Consider the following 18,325-nt stretch of genomic DNA (forward strand, 5'->3'; position numbering starts at 1 on the left):
AATTTAAAGGCATTTTTGCCTTTCTTTTAGCTCCTTCGACGACTGTTGCTTATTTAGAGGGCATTGTTACTATACATTCCGCCATCTCAGCTACTTAAGCCCAATTCAACAGTATTTATACCGTACATTCCGCCATCTCAGCTACTTAAGCCCAATTCAACAGTATTTATACCGTACATTCCACCCTCTAAGCTACTCCATCCCAATTCAACGGGATTTATACCGTACATTCCACCATCTCAGCTACTTAAGCTCAATTCAACGGGATTTATACCGTACATTTCACCATCTCAGATACTTAAGCTCCATTCAACGGGATTTATACCGTACATTCCGCCATCTAAGCTACTACGAGCCAAATCAGCCATATATCATGTTACTCAAAACCGCTCATCCACTTCATATCTTAATCTAACCCAATTTTCTAATCTTTACAGTGTCCACGCGCACTTTTACTCCACCCGTTGCTGAGCAATCCAAGCGTCCATATCCTCCGGGCTCCACGCTATGAAGGTACCCTTACTCATCTCGTTCAACACATCCAGCGTGCCAAGCTTCTTCAAAAGCCTTCCACGAACTTCAGCAGAAGGTTCTTTTTCCTTAATCCGGGTTCGCATGGCATGCACAAAATCCAAATATGGCTCATACGCCGCATCCAGCGCTTTTTCAAGCACATTTTTGATCTTCGTTGCCGCAAGCGGGCCAGCACCCGAAGTAGATACAGCTACCGTCAAACGTCCCCTCCGAACCACTCCGGGCGTGATAAAGTTTCCCGCTTCCGCATGGCTGGCCACATTCACATGAATTCCAAGCCGTCTAGACTCCCGCGCAACCTCTTCATTAACCGCCCTATCGTTAGTGGCTGCATATACGAGAAAGGCCCCACGGAGATCTCCGGGAGCATAAGTACGGTCCATCCAGATCAGAAGACCTTTTTCAGCTAGAGAATCAAGCGGATCTGTCAAAGAAGGACTAATCACCTTAACCGCCGCTCCAGCTTCCAACAGCCCGCTCACCTTACGTTCAGCCACGACACCACCGCCAATAACCACACAGGGCTGCCCTTCACAATCCAGCATTATGGGTAAATAACGCGTCATGCCCTTCACTCCCCGCTCCAACCGTGAAAATCAGACCAAGAATTCAACAGAAAATTTAAGATAATAAAAGCATATCCTAAAATCGCCCAGCGAGCCATACTTACTCCACTTTTCCGCCCGGACTTCTTAAAGATAATATAAAATATGTAAATCCCAAGACCGATAAGAGTCGTTAATACTTTTAAATCCTTCAATAAAAGCGTCCGTCCCTCAGAAACTATAGATAAACCCGCCACCACCAGCGATATTCCCAGCAAAGGAGTGCCCACCAAAATAGCGGTATAAGAGTATTTATCTGTAGTCTCCAGGTTCGGCAAACGACGGATCCGGTCGCTCCATTTCTTGCTTTTGAGTCTGGTGTGCAGGAACAAGTATAATATTGCAAAAACCGTCCCTAACGTCAGTGCTGCAAAACTCAAATTTGCCAAAATCACATGCATCGTCAGCCAGCCATACACCGCACTCCAAGTCTCGAGCGTATGCCCACCCGCCGTCAGCCAGACCCGATTAAGCAGAAAAACACTAAACCCGGCCATACTGAGCAGCAAAATCGTAAACTCGCCACCACGTGTAAACGCCACCGCAAGCGAAGTCAGCACAATACTAAACGCAAACCAAAACAAGAAATCATAAGGTGTAAAAATAGGCAGGCCTTTCTCCTGAGAGAAACGAATTCCAAGTCCTGCAACTTGCAAAAGACCCACAACAACAAGAAGCCCCGTGCCTAACCGCTTCCCACCCGGACTCCTTTTAAGGCAATCCGAGAAAACAAACAGCAGGCTCAGGGCATAGACCAGCAGAGCGGCATCATATATTCCGTTCAGCAGTTGCATATTATTCACCCACCCAGCAAGCCTGCCGGAGCAAGCGCCGTTTTAGGCACAGAGAAATCAGCGCTGCCAGCCGTACGTTCTCCAGAACTAGACTGCTTCACCGGGGCAATGTCTCCATCATCTGAATCGGATTTGAGCTGTTCCTGCAACGCAAAGATTTTGGAAAAATAATCAAGAGCTTCATTCCCTTGCTTACCGCCGGACAGCTCTTTAATTACATTGATCGGATCATGCATCATCTGGTTCACGATACTTTTAGTCAGGCGGCGGATCACTTTCCGCTGATGCTCGTCCAGCTCGGGCAGCTTGTTGAACAGACTCTCCATCGTTTCTTCATGAATCGTATTCGATTTATCCTGGAGCGCCCGGATCACCGGTCTTACCCCAAGCGTCTTGAGCCACAGTTGGAACTCATCCATTTCTTCGCTGATCATCACTTCAATCTTCGCAGCTTCACTTCGGCGCATTTCCAGATTATTCTCCACAATGCCCTCCAGATCGTCAATATCATACAAAAAAACATCCGGCACACTTGCCGCCGCAGGATCAATATCACGTGGTACAGCAATATCAATCATAAAAAGCGGCCGCGAAGGGCGGCGTTTCATAGCATGCGCTACCTTATCAGCCGTAAGCACATACCCGTCTGCTCCTGTCGAGCTGATCACGATATCTACTTCATTTAGAGTTGTTAACGCATCTTCAATCGTGCTCGGCTTACCCGAGAACTTCTCCGCCAATTCAATCGCACGCGACAGCGTACGGTTAGCGACAATCACTTCTGCCGCACCACTACTGTATAGATGCTTCACGGTAAGCTCGCTCATTTTGCCGGCGCCGAGAATCAGCACTTTTTTCCCAGTGAACATGCCAAAAATCCGCTTGCCCAGCTCCACAGCCGCATAACTGACCGATACTGCGCTCTCGCCGATTGACGTTTCACTATGTGCTCTTTTGCCGAGCGTCACCGCTTGCTTGAACAACCGATTGAACCAAGTTCCAGTTACACCCTCAGCCTGAGCTGTGAGAAAAGAACTCCGCACCTGTCCCAGGATCTGCGTCTCCCCAATCACCATGGAATCCAGGCCGCAAGTCACGCGGAACAAATGCGCAATCGCCTGTTCGTCTTCATAAATATACATATGCTGAGCAAATTGCTCGCTTTTCACACCAAACCATTGCTCCATAAAGCCGCGGATGAAATAACCAGCCATATGAAGGCGGTCCATCACCACATAAATTTCCGTACGGTTGCAGGTAGCTACTAAGACCCCTTCTAGCACACCCTTCGTCTTCATCAGTTGATGGAGCGCTGCCGGAAGATCACTTTCCGCAAAAGCAAACTGTTCCCGAACCTCCACGGGAGCCGTACGATAATTCAGGCCAACGACGACGATGTGCATCGATAGTTCACCATCCTAGTCTCTATAAGTTGCTGAAATCCAATTATATAAATTAATATCTTACATACCGTTCACTTTCACAACATCTCAAAACACTGTGTTAAGTATATCACACGAAAATAAGACTTTTTACAGATTTTTTGAACGCTTTATGAAATCCAGATAATAATTATTATAAATAAAAAACCGTAGGTTCGCTACGGTTAGGATGAGTTATTTTTAGCTAATTTATAAGGTTGTGATAGCAAAAAGGAAACATTAGGGCCTACTAGTTCTTAAAATCGTCAAAAATTCCGTTCTCCAAAAAAATAAGTCACTGCTCAGTGACTTAAAACTTCTCAGCCAAAAGAGATAGACCTCGGAAGTTATATAGTAGACTCTACTCTTTTTAGAAGTCGCCGATGCTTAGACCAAACTTTAACCCAAACACGATTTTCATCATCTAGATAAAAACGAATATTCACTAATTTTAAAGGCGTCCATATTTCTTTAAAATAGTAATTAGGCATTTGGCGTCTCTCCCACGAGAATAATATTGATATAGTTCTAAGTATAAAACTATTAAACAATATTGTTTGTCGTAATGCGCCTTAAGCCAAGATAAGAAAAAAACTGTTTTTGTCGGATTATAGTGAACATTCTACAGCAGATTAGCGAAACCAGTTCTTAATCTGATCAAGAGTACTTTTTGCCTCCGGACCATTGTAACCAAAGGTGTTGCCGATCATTTTCACATACTCGTTGAACGTTGTTTCTCTACTTTTTCGGTCACTCCACCAGCGTTTAGCGTTATATCCTGATGCAGAACCCACATATGTCAGCTCAATCTCCGATTTTTTGTACACACGACCAAAAAGAAATTTCACCCTCCGCATGTGAAAGTCAGAGGAAACAACAATCGCAGATTTAAAACCGTATTCTTTCATTATAGGAAGAGTGTACTCGGCATTCTGATAAGTGCTATCCGCCGCGTTCTCGGTATAAATAACGTCCTGGGGTATGCCTAAAGCTAGGGCGGTTTGGACCATGTCACCCGATTTACTCGTCGACTCTTTAGCATTGGAAAGAATTATATAAGGAGCATAGCCTGCTTTATATAACTCAGCTGCTTTTTCCACACGACCTTGGCCTCCGCTTAGGACAATGATGACATCGGCTTGCTTGGGAGGTTCAGATAGAGCTAAGAAACGGCCTGCACTGAATAAACCAGTAATTAACAATAGCAAGCAAACGAAAAGGACAAATCTTTTATTCATTAAATTACCTTTTCTTTTCTTAACCGTTAAGTCGTGCATAAATCACTTATGCGATTCGTTACTAAGGATTTGTTGCCACCATTCAGCATTATCAATATACCATTGGATCGTCTGCGCAATTCCGGTCTCAAAAGTATAAGTTGGCTTCCAACCTAAATTCTCAAGTTTCGTTGGATCAATGGCGTAGCGTTTATCATGTCCTAATCTATCTGTTACAAATTCAATCAAATCTTCAGATTTTCCCAAGGTACTGATAATCGTCTTAACTACTTCAAGATTAGTTCTCTCATTATGACCACCCACATTATAAACTTCACCACTTACTCCTTCGTGCACGACAAGGTCAATGGCCGCACAGTGATCCCAGACATGGAGCCAGTCACGAATATTTTTCCCGTCTCCGTATACAGGAACCTTCTCTTCATTTAATACTCTTGAGATGGTCAGTGGAATCAGTTTTTCAGGAAAATGATACGGTCCGTAATTATTCGAGCAGCGTGTTATGTTCATTGGTAAACCAAAGGTCTCATAATACGCACGGACTAGTAAATCAGACGCCGTTTTACTAGCACTATAAGGACTGTTAGGCTGCAAAGGTGTTTCTTCGGTAAAAAATACAGTAGGATCAAAATCGAGTTCACCATACACTTCATCCGTAGAGACATGGAGGAATTTAGTAATGCCGAATTTTTTAGCTGCATCCAGTAGTACCTGTGTCCCCATAACATTCGTACGAACGAATATCGCAGGATCACTAATTGAGCGATCCACATGACTCTCCGCAGCAAAATGAACAACATAATCAAATTTCTCCAACTCAAAAAGAGACAATATTGCCTCCCGGTCAGCAATATCAGCTTGAACAAACCGATAATTGGATTTGGACTCAATATCCTTATGTTTCGTTAGATCACCCGCATAAGTTAGCAAATCCAAATTCACAATATCATAATGCGGATATTTATCTACCATATACTGTACGAAGTTGCCTCCAATAAATCCGGCACCACCCGTAACCAGCATCTTTTGCTTACTCAATGAACGCACTCCCGATCTATTAGCTTTATTAGTTATTGTAAAAAAAATTCAAATTAGCATCTTTTAATAAAGGCGCCTTCTCATCCTTGGCAGATAATACAGGTGTAATATGAAGAGGCCATTCGATGCCAATAGAAGGATCATTCCACAGAATACCCCCATCACATTCCGGGGCATAAAGCTCATCGCACTTATACTGAACCTCTACGTCTTCTGTTAGTGTCATGAATCCATGTGCGAATCCTTTTGGGATCAGCAGTTGCTTTTTGTTCTCAGCATTCAGTTCAATGCCGAACCATTTACTATAGGTAGGACTACCTTTTCTGATATCTACGGCTACATCAAAAATAGCACCACGTGTACAACGAACCAATTTCGTCTGTGCCTTGGGATGTAATTGATAGTGCAAACCACGTAATGTTCCTTTAGTCGCAGAGTAGGATTGGTTATCTTGTACAAACTCCATATCTATTCCATGCTCTTTAAACTTAGCTCCGCTATACGTCTCCATAAACCAACCGCGGTGGTCCCCAAAAACAGCCGGTTCAACGACTAATACGCCTTGCAATAAGGTTTCTGTAATTTTCATCACTGCCACACTTTCAGTTATTAGTATTGTATTTTACCTGTAGCTACTTTCATCAAATACTGACCATACCCCGTCTTACTTAACTTCTCTCCACAATTCCACAAATGTTCTTTAGTAATCCATCCATTAATATATGCAATTTCCTCCGGAGCGGCGATCTTGATTCCTTGATGATCTTCAATAGTCCGTACAAAGTTAGTTGCGTCGACAAGACTTTGATGAGTTCCTGTATCTAACCAGGTGAATCCCCGACCTAGAAGTTCCACATCAAGCTCACCAAGATTTAAGTAAGCTTCATTAATGGAGGTAATCTCCAATTCTCCACGTGAAGAGACCTCAACGTTCTTAGCAATCTCAATAACTCTGTTATCATAAAAATATAGACCAGTAATTGCGTAGTTAGATTTTGGCTGTGTTGGTTTTTCTTCTACGCTCAATACTTTACCTTCTTCATTAAATTCTACAACACCGAATCGCTCTGGATCTTGCACGTGATATCCGAACACCGTTGCTCCTTGTTGTTTAGAAGAAGCACGTTGCAACATCTTCCGCATTCCATTTCCATAGTAGATATTATCTCCAAGGATCATGGCAACTGAATCACTACCTATAAAATCCTCACCCAGAATAAATGCCTGAGCTAAACCGTCAGGTGTAGGTTGCACTATATATTGTAATGATATTCCAAATTGGGAACCGTCACCTAATAAGCTCTCGAACCTAGGCGTGTCCTCTGGAGTGGAAATAATAAGAATCTCTTTAATACCCGCTAGCATTAATGTGGATAGTGGATAGTAAATCATTGGTTTGTCGTAAATAGGTAAAAGCTGCTTACTTGTGACCATTGTTAATGGGTATAGGCGCGTACCGCTGCCGCCTGCTAGGATAATGCCTTTCATGAATTAAATCTCCTTTATAAATATTTTTTCTTTCTAGCCATACAATTACACTGGAATGTAGTTTTAAATTTTCAATGAGACTTCATTCTTTAAGCCCAGTTCATTCTTTATTTTCGTTGTTGAAATTTCAGGTGTTCTACTCAAATATATGACTTCACATACATCTTTTAAATAATCAAACTTTCCTTTCCAGTCATCTCCCATAACAAAAGTATCTACTTGGAATTCAGTTATATCAAGAGATTTTTGTTCCCAATTATTTTCAGGAATCACCAAATCTACATATCGAATTGATTCAACAAGTTTTTTTCTTTCCTCATACGAAAAATAACATTGTTTTCCTTTAATCTCATTAAATTCGTTAGTCGATAAAGCAACGATTAAATAATCCCCTTGTTCCTTAGCTCCCTTTAAAATATTTATGTGTCCATAATGTAGTAAATCAAATGTTCCATAAGTAATAACTTTTTTCATTAGGAATCCCCCCAAAATTTCATCTAATATTTGTTCTAAAGAATTATAAAGCATATAGATTAATTATTTTTTTGATTCACCAGTAGCTTATCTTTAGTTATAATAACCCACAAACGTATTAGTAGAACGCAAGATTCTGTTATACAGGTTAATATGCATATATTATAAACATTCAATATCCCAAATAAATACATACATGTTAATCCCATGATTTGTATAATTGCACCAAATATAGTAGAGATGTTTGCGTATTTTGCTAATCCTAATGGAGATAATGTTGGAAATCCTAATAAATAATTTGGTAAAGCTAGAACTATAAGTGGTAAAAGTAATCTTAGTATTGGTGTTGCGTCTCTAAATTCTTGTCCAAACAACATAACACAAATAGATTCAGCGAAAATCCCAATTATAATACACCCAATTATAATTAACGGTAAACATAATACTAATATTTTATTAAGTAATTTGTAATTCTTATTTTTGATCATATATGGGTATAAACTATCAGCAATTGGTGCAAATCCTCCACGAGCCGTTGCAACTAATTTATTGGCAGAAGTAAAGTATCCAACTATATTTCCAGTAGGATAAATAAAACCTAAAATAAATGTATTAGATGCATCATATATAGAAGTAGCAATTCTTGAGAGAAAATAAAAACTTGATTTCACAAAAGTCTCCCATATAAACGTAAAGTCAATCTTTATAAACTTAATTTTCAACTTTCTCAATACATGAAAATAAACAATAAACACAGCTCCTACTGAGCCAATTATGTTTAGTATTGGCACAAGATAATATTGACTTCTTTCTTTCAAAAAAATAAAAATCATTATTGTAAAGAAAAGTTTCACAGCCACTGTTCTATATGTAATAATCTTCATTTTTTCTAAACCTCTGTATAAATAATCCGGTAGCATTGAATTTATCACAACATAAATAAAAAACAAAATATACAACCATACGTCATTTCTTAGCTGAGGAACTATTGCGCAAAATATTAATAACAATAGGAGAGAAACAATTGCAAGAAATATCTTTGATATTGTTACTGCTGTCATAATTTTAGATAAATTTTCTCTATTATCCTTATGTTTAGCCACATCTGCAGTTGCTGAAAGAATAAATCCAAAATCTAATATTAATTGAAAATATATAGAAACAGCCGTTGCAAATCCTAATTTTCCAAAGTATTCAGGACCCAGTATTCTGGTTTGATAAGGAATAGTAATAAACCCAAAAAAATAATTTGAAAATGTTAGAATATAGAGCATAATAGTATTATTTATAAGTGTCTTATTTTTCTCACTACTCATAAAGTTAGTCACGCTTTCTAACGAAATTCATCATTTCATTATGATTTGTTTGATTTTTTTTACAACCTGATTTGAAGCATCACCATTTTCTTTTATTCCTAACTTTAACAAAAACTCATTAACTTGTATTTTATATTTATTTGAATCATATCGTTCTATTATTTTTAATAATTGATCCGTATTTTCTGCTAAGGGATACGGTAAAGTATGAATATCAAAATAAAAGTCCCTATCCTCTACGTAAGAATTAATATCTGGAGCATATAATACCACTGGTTTATTCATGAAAGAAAATTCAAACATTGTACTTGAATAATCAGTTAATAGAATCTCACTTGCTGCCAATATTTCATACATATCAGCATAATTTGTCGCATCAATTATCGAAGATGTATATTCCATAAAATTGCTCATCGCTGATAAATTAGGATGTAATCTAACTAAAACAATCCATTCACCACCAAATTTTTTTTTCAGAACACTAATTAATTGTTCAAAATCAATATTATATATCTCTGTATTAGAATCCACTCTAAAAGTGGGAGCATAAGTAAGAATTTGTGATGAGCTATTAATATTAAAGTGACGTTTAACTTTTTCTTCTATTTCTAATGAATTATGCATTAATATATCGCATCTTGGTGAACCGCATTCTAATATATCTCCTTTATACCAAAAAGCCGTTCGGTATAACTCAGTACAAAAATCGCTGTTTGAAAGTAATAAATTCGTCATCTTAGAGTCATGTTTTGATAAGTGAAGGTATGCATTACTTAATTTATCCTCGACATCTCGCTCTATTTTTTTCAAGGATATTCCTCCGTGCCAAGTTTGAATATAAAATTGATTCTTTTTTTTAGGAGGATAAAATACCTTCCTTGTATTATCAATCCAAACCCTTGCTGTTGCTAATTCATATAATCCTTTAAGAGATTTATATTCAACAACTTTAATATAGTTAGGTATTTCATATTGATATTGATATTGATTTTTATTATTAAGTAACCAAACTACCTCGTAATCCATTTTATTTTCTTCTAATAATTTTTCGACTATGTATTTTCCATTATCCCCATAAGATTTTCCGAAAAAATTACAAACTACTATTTTATTGTTTTGAATAGGAAAAAGCCAAAATAAATAATTGAAATTTCCATTTAATAAGCGATAAAAAAGCAATTGTATTTTAAAAGGTATTAGCTTCTTTATTTTGTTTTTCATCTCCATCCAACTTTCTGATATTTCTTTTTTATAACGATGTCCTTTATTAGTTGATGATTTCGTTCCCTTCTATTACATCTTCTTTTGCATAAAGTATTAAAACAAATGAGGAGAGATACAACCAGTAGTGATTAAAACCAACACTTAAAAAAACTGCATAGACTATAAGAGTAAGATAAATTGAATAATTAGCTTCATCAACAATCTTCTTAAGTATTCTTGAAATATATAAAAAAACAAAAACTGAAAATCCACCATATATTTTCAAATATGAGAAAACAAAATTATGTGGATTAGTATATCTATAGGCTTGTCCTAACTCTTTTGCCAGATTCAAGCTGTAAATGTAAAAGTCATTCTCTGTCATTCCTGTTAATAAGAATTTCGGTTCACTCTTAAATATCATTACAAGATTTTTATTAGTTATAAATCTAAAATAATTTGACATATCCGCAATATTAAATAACCTTGTAAAATTACTATCATAAATATACAATTTACCAGTTCTATAAAGAAAATCATATACCAATGCGATACATAACAATAAAACAGATGATAACGTTAATATTTTTATAAACGATGTCCTTATAATCAATTTATGTGTGATGAGTTTAGATTTAATAATCGGAAAATTTATTAATAATAAGATAAGAAATGCCAATAAATAGGTTCTCGATAAAGTAAAGAGACCAAGAAATAGAATTAAGTTACCAACATTTTTATTCCTTTTTCGGATGATTAATGCCAGAAATAATATAGCTAACCCAGATTGGTTTATTTCTTTTATCGATGTATGAATTAATCTTCCATCCCCTATATACATCAGGCTATATACTATAGTTGCAATTAGAGCAACCCAAATGATTTTTGAAGTTTGAAGAACTTTCTTTATCTCATTCTTATATTCAATTATTTTATAAAGTACTACGATCCCAATGAATTGAAAGAAATCTAATGATTTTGTTATAAGAGCCAATCCTAATATAGCAATGATAAAGAATAACTCAAATAGATTAATTTTTTTCAACATCAGTAGATAAAGAATACATATAAAAGCTAAATAAATAAATTTTATAATTGGATATCCATTACTCTCAAAATAATATGTAGGCAATATATATGAACATAAAAAAATCATATAAACCAAAAGTTTAATAACCACAGAAGAAGTTCCTGTTTTTTGTAATAACATTATAATGCCCCTTCTTTGTCACTTCTCTTACTAAATCAGTTTAATCTGAAAAAAAGACTTTTAACCCTCTTAAAAACACTTATTGGGAAACTCAATAAATTAATATGAATACATAATAAGTTCATTATCAGTTTTCTATTCACAGGCATTGGAGATTTAATTAATAATGAATAACTAGTTCTTAAATCTTTTGTAAGTTTTGCGATGATTTCCTCTTTATTTGAAACATTATCAGCAAATCCATATACTGCGATTTTTGATAAAAGAGAAAAGTATGACCTAGCTTGCTTCATTCTTGCAAGCTTTAAAATTGTTGGATCTTGTATAGACAAAGCTAGCTCCACTAACTGATCTCCAACAATTAAAATATCAAAATCCTTCTCCTTAAATCCACTCCTTGTAATGCTTGAGCCATCCTGAAAATAAAAATATGATATTTTGTTGCTTTTAATATAACGTTTTGCTTTTTGTAACAGTATGAAATTAGTAGCTCCATCTTCAAATAATTGTCCTGTGGGAAATCTTAAATCGGAGAATAATTCTTTTTTATATAATTTAATCCATACAGGGTAATCAGCAATACGCTTAGACATCCCTTCAAATAAATAATATTGCAAACTTTCATTACCTTCATAAAGTTTCACCTCTATAGGTGGTTGATTGAATTTACTAGTTCCATTTGTTAATACATATGTAACAGAAGATATATCGCAATCATATTCTTCAAGTATATTTAAGAGGTATTCAAACATATCCTTTGTAACCCAATCATCACTATCCACAAATCCTATATATTTCCCCTCTGCAACATCTATTCCGATGTTTCTTGCCGAACTTAAACCTCCATTTTCTTTATGAATTACTCTCACGCGATTGTCCCGCCTCGCAAAAGCATCACAAATAGCTCCACAATTATCAGGTGATCCATCATCTACTAAAATTAGTTCGAAATCTTGAAATGTTTGAGCTAAGATGGACTCTACACAACGTTCTAAATATGGTTCTACCTTATAAACAGGAACTATTATACTAATTTTAGGCATCTTAAATTCTCCGTCCTAGCAAATATAGATCTTATACAATCTATAATAAGATTATCTTCCTCATCATTAACGCAGATCAAGTCGGCATTTCCAAAAAGAAAAAAGTGAAGAAGTTTCCAAAAAGATGGATGTTCCTTGCTTTCATCAAATTATATTAGGAAATGCACTCTATGTTGAGACCCATAATTGCTTTTTTTCATCAAATTGCTTTATGACTCTGGCTGGATTGCCCACAGCTATACTATTTTCAGGAACATTTTTTGTTACAACAGAATTGGCTCCAATAATACTCCCATGACCTATATTAACACCTGGTAAGATAGATATATTCTCACCTAACCAAACATTATTTCCAATCACAACTTTCTTATAATGCAGAGGCCGTTTATTAGGAGGTACATTTGGTACAGATACATTACTTCCTTGATTATATTCACCATGATTTGTATCCGTAATAAATATTCTCGAAGCCATAAGAACTCCGTTTCCAATCTCCACTTTATAGTTAGCGACAATATGTGCTAAATCTCCAATTACACAGTCAGAACCTATAACTAGTTTGTCCTTAACCTTTATTCCATTCATTTCAATTCGACAATTATACCCTGTAGTAAAACCAGATCCGTATGTCATGCATTTTTTACCTCTCACACGAATAGGTAGTCGTATAAGTCTAGCCTTTTTCCAAAATAATTTGGTATATAAAAATGAAATTCCATTGGTTATTAGTTCACTAAACCCATAATTACTTGTCCTGTCAGCTCCCACTATTAATCTCTCCTATATAAAGTTTAAATTAATTAAGTCCCCATTTTCTAAAATACTTATACATAGAATTTAGTGCTATACAGAATACTTTTAAAGACTTCACGTTATCTCTCTTCCAAAGATGTGTAACTTCAAAATTCGGATTAAATACAACTCGCCCTTTCACTTTAACTTCGCGTGTTAAGTCAGCATCTTCAAAGTGTAAAAAGTATCTTTCATCGAATCCATTTACTTCCCACAATATATCTGTACGAACAAGCATAAAGCACCCTGTACAAAAATCTATATCAACTGGAGCTATTATTAATTCATTTTTCCTAGTATACTCAGCTCTCCACTTCGCAAAAATCCCACCATATTTTTCAAACCTTCCACCAATAAAATATTTAAACTTGGGATTGACTTTAGGAAGATATTGCTCAGTTCCATCTTCATTTTTAATTTTCGGCGACACCATACTAATATCTTTCATATTATCAAGATAATTAACCATTTCTTCTAGTGTATCTGTAGAAAAGAAAATATCCGGATTTACAATCAAATGATAATTGGAAGTTATCAAAGATAATACTTTATTATGAGCTGCTCCGAATCCAATGTTCGAATCTAATGTAATTAAATTGACATTTGGATATTCGTTTTTCACAATATCAACTGTCTTATCACTTGATGAGTTATCTATCACATACACCTCAAGTTTATGTGATAGATTACTATTCGCTAAGGAAGAAAGAACTCCCCTGATTTGAGATTCACTATTATAAGTAACTATACTAGCAGAGATTGTCAAACTCATTTTTTTAATTCATCCTCCCATTTCTTATTTATTGTCATTCAAAAGCTTATAGTATTTGATTTTTCTACAGTGCCTTTTTCTTTACGTATGGTAACTTCATTAAATCCTAAATTTCCAGTTTCACCTTCTACAATACCATCTCTTTTCACTACACTAACAATAGTTAAAAAAAAGCATTTTACATCCATTACAAAGCTTATTTGTTTTACATAATCACAATCCAGTTTAGCTTTCCGCTCAATAGAAAGTTCATCTCTGCCATTAATCTGAGCCCATCCAGTCAATCCAGGTTTAATATCATTAGCTCCATATTTATCACGTTCAGCAATCAAATCATATTGATTCCATAATGCAGGACGAGGTCCCACGATACTCATTTCACCTTTTAGGATATTGATAATCTGAGGTAATTCATCCAAGCTTGTTTTTCTTAGAAACTTGCCTATTTTAGTAATAAAGAAATCAGGATCTTCCAGTAGATGCGTCGGCATGTCTTGTGGTGTGTCTGTACGCATTGTTCTAAATTTTAGTATGTAGAATTCCGATTTATTTTTACCTAAACGTTTTTGTTTAAATAATATAGGGCCCTTGGAAGTTGTCTTAATTGCGATCGCAATGATTAAAAAGACTGGCCATAACACTAGCATCCCAATTAAAGCTAATAGAAAATCTATGGTTTGTTTCGTGTAAACATAAGGTCTCATAAGTTCACCTGATCCTTTTAGTTACTATTTCTCCATATATGTAGATCATCTCTATGCCAAATGAGCATAGAGATGATCTTCTTACTACTCTCTTAATTCGCCATCTTCTCGGCTATATCTTTACCCGCCTGAAGCTGTGCCTCAAATTCACTTTTATATTGACTAATAATCTCCGTGCTATAGCCGTTGCTGTTCAGTTTTTGTTCAGTGTCAGCAACTATACTATTGAAGCTAGCAGTAAATGAGGCCAGCTGTTGCAACCCTTTTTCTTTAATGCTTTTCTTACTCGCTTCATCTGTCGCTCCAAGATACTCAAACCCAATACTTATTAATGTCGATTGGCTTTGATTTTTAAGCGCCGAAAGCTTAGCTTCTGTGTCACTAGTGATAGTTTCATATGAAACCTTTCCAGTTCCTGCAGAACCACCACCTGGTGCACCTGTTGTATCCGTTGGCACTGGTGTCGCTACTGGAGATGGGTCCTTAACATTGTCATTGTTTGTCGATCCATTAGTGGTTTGTTCCTGATAAGCCTTGGAAGCTGCAGTAATAGTCTTCGTCTTCTGATCCCAGCTAATGTTATGACCTACAGATTCCGATAAAAAACGTAGAGGCACATATAAGGAACCATTCAGGATGAAGCTAGATTGACCTGTAGGCAAAGCCTTGGTTGCATCGTTAAATACATAACTTGCCTTAACTTGATTGAGGACAATATTCTTCGCTGCTGCTGAAGTACTATTCCCGTTCTTTGCATTCATTAGATATTCTTTAATCACAACTAGCTCTGAGCTGCTAGGCTCTGCAACTGTAACTTTAATGTTTTTAGCATCCCAAGCTACACTCTTCTGCAAGGCATATGACATAAAGCGCAATGGAACATACGTTGTATTGTTGTACATGAATACATACTGACCTACGGGTGGTTGAATGCTCACGCCATCAAAAATCAAATTCACGTTCATGCTTTGCACTTTAATCGTAGGATTTGCAGCCTTAGTCGTTGCACTTGGTACTGACGCTGCTGATACTGAGATAGGTGCGGATGCTGTTAAGGGTGCTAAACCAATTGAAGCAATTAATGATAAAGCCACGACTGATAGTGTTGCTTTAGACATATTTATTCACTTCCCTTTTCTTTCGCTTTTAATTGTTCTTCTTCAGCAATAATTTGGTCACGTGACTTCCCTTGACTAACACCATACTTCTTAGCAATTTGAGAAAGCTCATTGTATTGCTCTTCGGATACTTTACCAAGAATTATGCTACGTGCTTCCCGCTTTTCATCAAGTGTTAAGCCACCCTTTGCCAAATCTTTAAGACGATTAATATCGGATACGCTAAGTTGACCAAGCACAATAGAAGCTACATCAGCTTTATCCTTAATCGTTACATTCTCTTGAATTTGCTTAGCTTTATCCGTGGAGACCTGTGCTGTATAACCATCTTTTTGTTCTGATGATGGAGCTTTGGTCGGTTCACTAGTAGTAGAAGCTGTTGTTTCTCCACTAGGTTTATCGTTATTTTTACTACTTTGATTACTACTTCCCTCATCATTTGCTGGTGGAGTAGTAGGCACCGCGGACTCTACAGGATCGACATTACTATCATCAACTGTATCAGTTGGCGCTGTTCCGTGATCCTGACCACCACCAACATTATCCTCAGACTCCAGATCAAAACCATCTACCATTGAATTCATCAGCTTATCGACAGCATAATTCGCGGCGAACAAGCCACCAACACCCAGTACTACAATAACTGACAGCGTCCATAAAAGGATCTTTTTCCATCGTTTGTTGAACACTTTATATCCTCCTTTATGAATTACTTAGCTAATAGCAACTTGGGCAACGGGCTGCATCGGTACAATCTGATTGATTATTTCGCGGATGACTTCTGGTTCCTCAGCGAGAACACGTTCCAAACGTTTAAACTCCAGTTCTAACTGGTTCAGACTTATGACATTAGGTTTACCGATAAAGATTCTTCCATGATCAGTAGAACCTAGATTTTCTTCATCTGTAAGCAACTCTTCATATAACTTCTCACCCTCACGAATACCGGAGAAATGAATATCAATGTCCTTATAGGGTTCATATCCAGAGAGCGTAATTAAGTCTTCCGCCAACGTTAGAATCTTAACCGGCTCTCCCATATCCAGAATGAACACTTCTCCGCCTTTGGCGAAAGAACCAGATTGGATGACAAGCTGAACAGCTTCCGGAATCGTCATGAAATAACGCACCATTTCTGGATGAGTGACAGTCACTGGCCCTCCGGCAGCGATTTGCTGCTTAAAGGCTGGAATCACACTACCACGACTGCCAAGAACATTCCCAAAACGCACAGCAGAGAACTTTGTTTGACTTGTGGTGTGCAGGCTCTGCACATACATTTCCGCAATCCGTTTAGTGGCACCCATTACACTGGTTGGGTTAACCGCCTTATCAGAAGAGATCATTACGAATCTCTCGGCACCATATTTATCTGCACAATCCGCAACATTTTTGGTCCCAAAAACATTATTTTTAATGGCTTCCGAAGGATTACGCTCCATTAAAGGAACGTGTTTATGTGCTGCTGCGTGAAAGACCACATGCGGTCTATGGCCACTGAATACATCCATCATCCGACTGCGATCCTGCACATCTGCTATCACGGTTACAATGTTCAACTCCGGAAAACTCTTACGAAGCTCCATTTCAATTGTGTAAATACTGTTCTCACCGTGTCCAAGTAACATTAGCTTGTCCGGACCAAAAGGAGCAATCTGCCGGCATAACTCTGAACCAATAGAGCCCCCAGCCCCCGTAACTAGCACCGTCTTATGATGTACATAACCTAAAATACTGTTCAAATCAGCTACGATCGGTTCACGACCTAATAAATCTTCTACGCTAACATCCCGAAGTTTCTTAACTGATATTTTTCCAGCGATCAGATCATTAAGAGCCGGTATAATCTTCAGCTTTGCTCCAGTCTTTTTGGCAAGATTAATAATCTCAGAAATCTCAGTACGTGAAACAGAGGGCATGGCGATGATAATCTCATGAATTTCTCTTTCTTTCACAATAGCTGGGATAGCATATCGATTACCTAATACAGGAACACCCAATATATACATATGGTATTTATTCGCATTATCATCAATGAAACCGATTAATTTGGTATGTGCAAAAGAGGGTCCCATCATTTCCCGAGCAATTAATAACCCACAATCACCAGCACCTACAATTAGTGTATGGGTCTTAGTGTCTTTGTAATTGATTCGGTCATTATGAAGTACTCTCCATAAAAATCGAACTCCACCTACTAATAAAAGAATAGTCTCCATGGACCGAACTTCTATGGCAAGAGGTACTCTATCCGGCAAAATTAGATACGCCAGTGCAAATGAAAATAAAGACCCTACTACAATAGCTTTAGAAACCGATATAATCTCACCGATACTGGCATATTGCCACATTCTTCGGTAAAGACCGAAGTATATCAGGCTTCCACCAAATGCAAATGTTGCAATCAAACCAAATTGCAGCATCTGTACAACGTATTCCTGAAGAGCATGGTTAGGGTACCGAAACAAATAAGATGTCACAATACTGAACCAAATGATCGCAAGATCAATGAAGAATAAAAGAACCACTCTAGATTTCGCTGTCATTTTCAGTGCCTCCAAAAATAACATTTTTA

General features: G+C 37.1%; 18 protein-coding genes. All 18 read right to left on the reverse strand.

Annotated features, from left to right (window positions below; all coding sequences use genetic code 11):
• Positions 1 to 452 precede the first annotated feature (452 nt).
• The 18 genes from MHH46_RS25495 to MHH46_RS25580 all read right to left on the reverse strand — a co-directional run bounded on the left by MHH46_RS25495 (position 453) and on the right by MHH46_RS25580 (position 18,296).
• On the reverse strand, positions 453 to 1,100 hold the full coding sequence (locus tag MHH46_RS25495; RefSeq protein WP_076194490.1) for a bifunctional precorrin-2 dehydrogenase/sirohydrochlorin ferrochelatase: 648 nt from the start codon (positions 1,098 to 1,100) through the stop codon (positions 453 to 455).
• Between the two features lie 5 nt (positions 1,101 to 1,105).
• Positions 1,106 to 1,933, reverse strand: coding sequence for a cytochrome c biogenesis protein CcsA (gene ccsA, locus MHH46_RS25500; protein ID WP_076129405.1), 828 nt, complete (start codon positions 1,931 to 1,933; stop codon positions 1,106 to 1,108).
• 5 nt (positions 1,934 to 1,938) lie between these two features.
• On the reverse strand, positions 1,939 to 3,336 hold the full coding sequence (gene hemA / locus MHH46_RS25505; protein WP_076194493.1) for a glutamyl-tRNA reductase: 1,398 nt from the start codon (positions 3,334 to 3,336) through the stop codon (positions 1,939 to 1,941).
• A gap of 650 nt (positions 3,337 to 3,986) precedes the next feature.
• A complete protein-coding gene (locus MHH46_RS25510) occupies positions 3,987 to 4,556 on the reverse strand; it encodes a YdcF family protein (protein WP_405132529.1) in 570 nt (189 codons plus the stop codon).
• 78 nt (positions 4,557 to 4,634) lie between these two features.
• Positions 4,635 to 5,630: a dTDP-glucose 4,6-dehydratase gene (rfbB, locus tag MHH46_RS25515; protein ID WP_076194495.1), complete on the reverse strand. Its 996-nt coding sequence runs from the start codon at positions 5,628 to 5,630 to the stop codon at positions 4,635 to 4,637.
• A gap of 28 nt (positions 5,631 to 5,658) precedes the next feature.
• Positions 5,659 to 6,219: a dTDP-4-dehydrorhamnose 3,5-epimerase gene (gene rfbC / locus MHH46_RS25520; protein ID WP_076129409.1), complete on the reverse strand. Its 561-nt coding sequence runs from the start codon at positions 6,217 to 6,219 to the stop codon at positions 5,659 to 5,661.
• 20 nt (positions 6,220 to 6,239) lie between these two features.
• Positions 6,240 to 7,118 carry a glucose-1-phosphate thymidylyltransferase RfbA gene (gene rfbA / locus MHH46_RS25525; protein WP_076179300.1) on the reverse strand — a complete coding sequence of 293 codons (879 nt, stop codon included), beginning with the start codon at positions 7,116 to 7,118 and terminating at the stop codon, positions 6,240 to 6,242.
• 63 nt (positions 7,119 to 7,181) lie between these two features.
• A complete protein-coding gene (gene tagD, locus MHH46_RS25530; RefSeq protein WP_076194498.1) occupies positions 7,182 to 7,592 on the reverse strand; it encodes a glycerol-3-phosphate cytidylyltransferase in 411 nt (136 codons plus the stop codon).
• Positions 7,593 to 7,651: 59 nt separating this feature from the next.
• Positions 7,652 to 8,908: an oligosaccharide flippase family protein gene (locus MHH46_RS25535; RefSeq protein WP_076194500.1), complete on the reverse strand. Its 1,257-nt coding sequence runs from the start codon at positions 8,906 to 8,908 to the stop codon at positions 7,652 to 7,654.
• Positions 8,909 to 8,938: 30 nt separating this feature from the next.
• Complete coding sequence (locus MHH46_RS25540; RefSeq protein WP_076194502.1) at positions 8,939 to 10,129, reverse strand: CDP-glycerol glycerophosphotransferase family protein; 1,191 nt, start codon at positions 10,127 to 10,129, stop codon at positions 8,939 to 8,941.
• A gap of 46 nt (positions 10,130 to 10,175) precedes the next feature.
• Positions 10,176 to 11,321: a hypothetical protein gene (locus MHH46_RS25545; protein WP_076194505.1), complete on the reverse strand. Its 1,146-nt coding sequence runs from the start codon at positions 11,319 to 11,321 to the stop codon at positions 10,176 to 10,178.
• Between the two features lie 35 nt (positions 11,322 to 11,356).
• Positions 11,357 to 12,364: a glycosyltransferase family 2 protein gene (locus tag MHH46_RS25550; protein WP_076194508.1), complete on the reverse strand. Its 1,008-nt coding sequence runs from the start codon at positions 12,362 to 12,364 to the stop codon at positions 11,357 to 11,359.
• Positions 12,365 to 12,532: 168 nt separating this feature from the next.
• Positions 12,533 to 13,132, reverse strand: a complete 600-nt coding sequence (locus tag MHH46_RS25555; protein ID WP_256717245.1) for a DapH/DapD/GlmU-related protein — start codon at positions 13,130 to 13,132, stop codon at positions 12,533 to 12,535.
• Between the two features lie 28 nt (positions 13,133 to 13,160).
• Positions 13,161 to 13,928: a glycosyltransferase family 2 protein gene (locus tag MHH46_RS25560; protein WP_076194511.1), complete on the reverse strand. Its 768-nt coding sequence runs from the start codon at positions 13,926 to 13,928 to the stop codon at positions 13,161 to 13,163.
• 38 nt (positions 13,929 to 13,966) lie between these two features.
• The gene (locus MHH46_RS25565; protein WP_076194513.1) at positions 13,967 to 14,632 is read right to left on the reverse strand and encodes a sugar transferase; all 666 of its coding nucleotides are present in this window, start codon (positions 14,630 to 14,632) and stop codon (positions 13,967 to 13,969) included.
• A gap of 92 nt (positions 14,633 to 14,724) precedes the next feature.
• Positions 14,725 to 15,750, reverse strand: coding sequence for a copper amine oxidase N-terminal domain-containing protein (locus tag MHH46_RS25570; protein ID WP_076194515.1), 1,026 nt, complete (start codon positions 15,748 to 15,750; stop codon positions 14,725 to 14,727).
• A gap of 2 nt (positions 15,751 to 15,752) precedes the next feature.
• Complete coding sequence (locus MHH46_RS25575; protein WP_076194518.1) at positions 15,753 to 16,439, reverse strand: hypothetical protein; 687 nt, start codon at positions 16,437 to 16,439, stop codon at positions 15,753 to 15,755.
• Between the two features lie 24 nt (positions 16,440 to 16,463).
• Positions 16,464 to 18,296, reverse strand: coding sequence for a nucleoside-diphosphate sugar epimerase/dehydratase (locus tag MHH46_RS25580; protein WP_076194520.1), 1,833 nt, complete (start codon positions 18,294 to 18,296; stop codon positions 16,464 to 16,466).
• Between the last annotated feature and the right edge of the window lie 29 nt (positions 18,297 to 18,325).

This window comes from Paenibacillus sp. FSL H8-0175 (assembly GCF_045040615.1).
Taxonomy (GTDB): Bacteria; Bacillota; Bacilli; order Paenibacillales; family Paenibacillaceae; genus Paenibacillus_AQ; species Paenibacillus_AQ odorifer.

Excerpts from the sequence above, each read along its gene's own strand:
- MHH46_RS25495 (WP_076194490.1), bottom strand. The coding sequence starts at position 1,100 with ATGACGCGTTATTTACCCATAATGCTGGATTGTGAAGGGCAGCCCTGT.
- ccsA (WP_076129405.1), bottom strand. The coding sequence starts at position 1,933 with ATGCAACTGCTGAACGGAATATATGATGCCGCTCTGCTGGTCTATGCC.
- hemA (WP_076194493.1), bottom strand. The coding sequence starts at position 3,336 with ATGCACATCGTCGTCGTTGGCCTGAATTATCGTACGGCTCCCGTGGAG.
- rfbC (WP_076129409.1), bottom strand. The coding sequence starts at position 6,219 with ATGAAAATTACAGAAACCTTATTGCAAGGCGTATTAGTCGTTGAACCG.
- rfbA (WP_076179300.1), bottom strand. The coding sequence starts at position 7,118 with ATGAAAGGCATTATCCTAGCAGGCGGCAGCGGTACGCGCCTATACCCA.
- tagD (WP_076194498.1), bottom strand. The coding sequence starts at position 7,592 with ATGAAAAAAGTTATTACTTATGGAACATTTGATTTACTACATTATGGA.
- MHH46_RS25535 (WP_076194500.1), bottom strand. The coding sequence starts at position 8,908 with ATGAGTAGTGAGAAAAATAAGACACTTATAAATAATACTATTATGCTC.
- MHH46_RS25540 (WP_076194502.1), bottom strand. The coding sequence starts at position 10,129 with ATGAAAAACAAAATAAAGAAGCTAATACCTTTTAAAATACAATTGCTT.
- MHH46_RS25545 (WP_076194505.1), bottom strand. The coding sequence starts at position 11,321 with ATGTTATTACAAAAAACAGGAACTTCTTCTGTGGTTATTAAACTTTTG.
- MHH46_RS25550 (WP_076194508.1), bottom strand. The coding sequence starts at position 12,364 with ATGCCTAAAATTAGTATAATAGTTCCTGTTTATAAGGTAGAACCATAT.
- MHH46_RS25560 (WP_076194511.1), bottom strand. The coding sequence starts at position 13,928 with ATGAGTTTGACAATCTCTGCTAGTATAGTTACTTATAATAGTGAATCT.
- MHH46_RS25565 (WP_076194513.1), bottom strand. The coding sequence starts at position 14,632 with ATGAGACCTTATGTTTACACGAAACAAACCATAGATTTTCTATTAGCT.
- MHH46_RS25570 (WP_076194515.1), bottom strand. The coding sequence starts at position 15,750 with ATGTCTAAAGCAACACTATCAGTCGTGGCTTTATCATTAATTGCTTCA.
- MHH46_RS25580 (WP_076194520.1), bottom strand. The coding sequence starts at position 18,296 with ATGACAGCGAAATCTAGAGTGGTTCTTTTATTCTTCATTGATCTTGCG.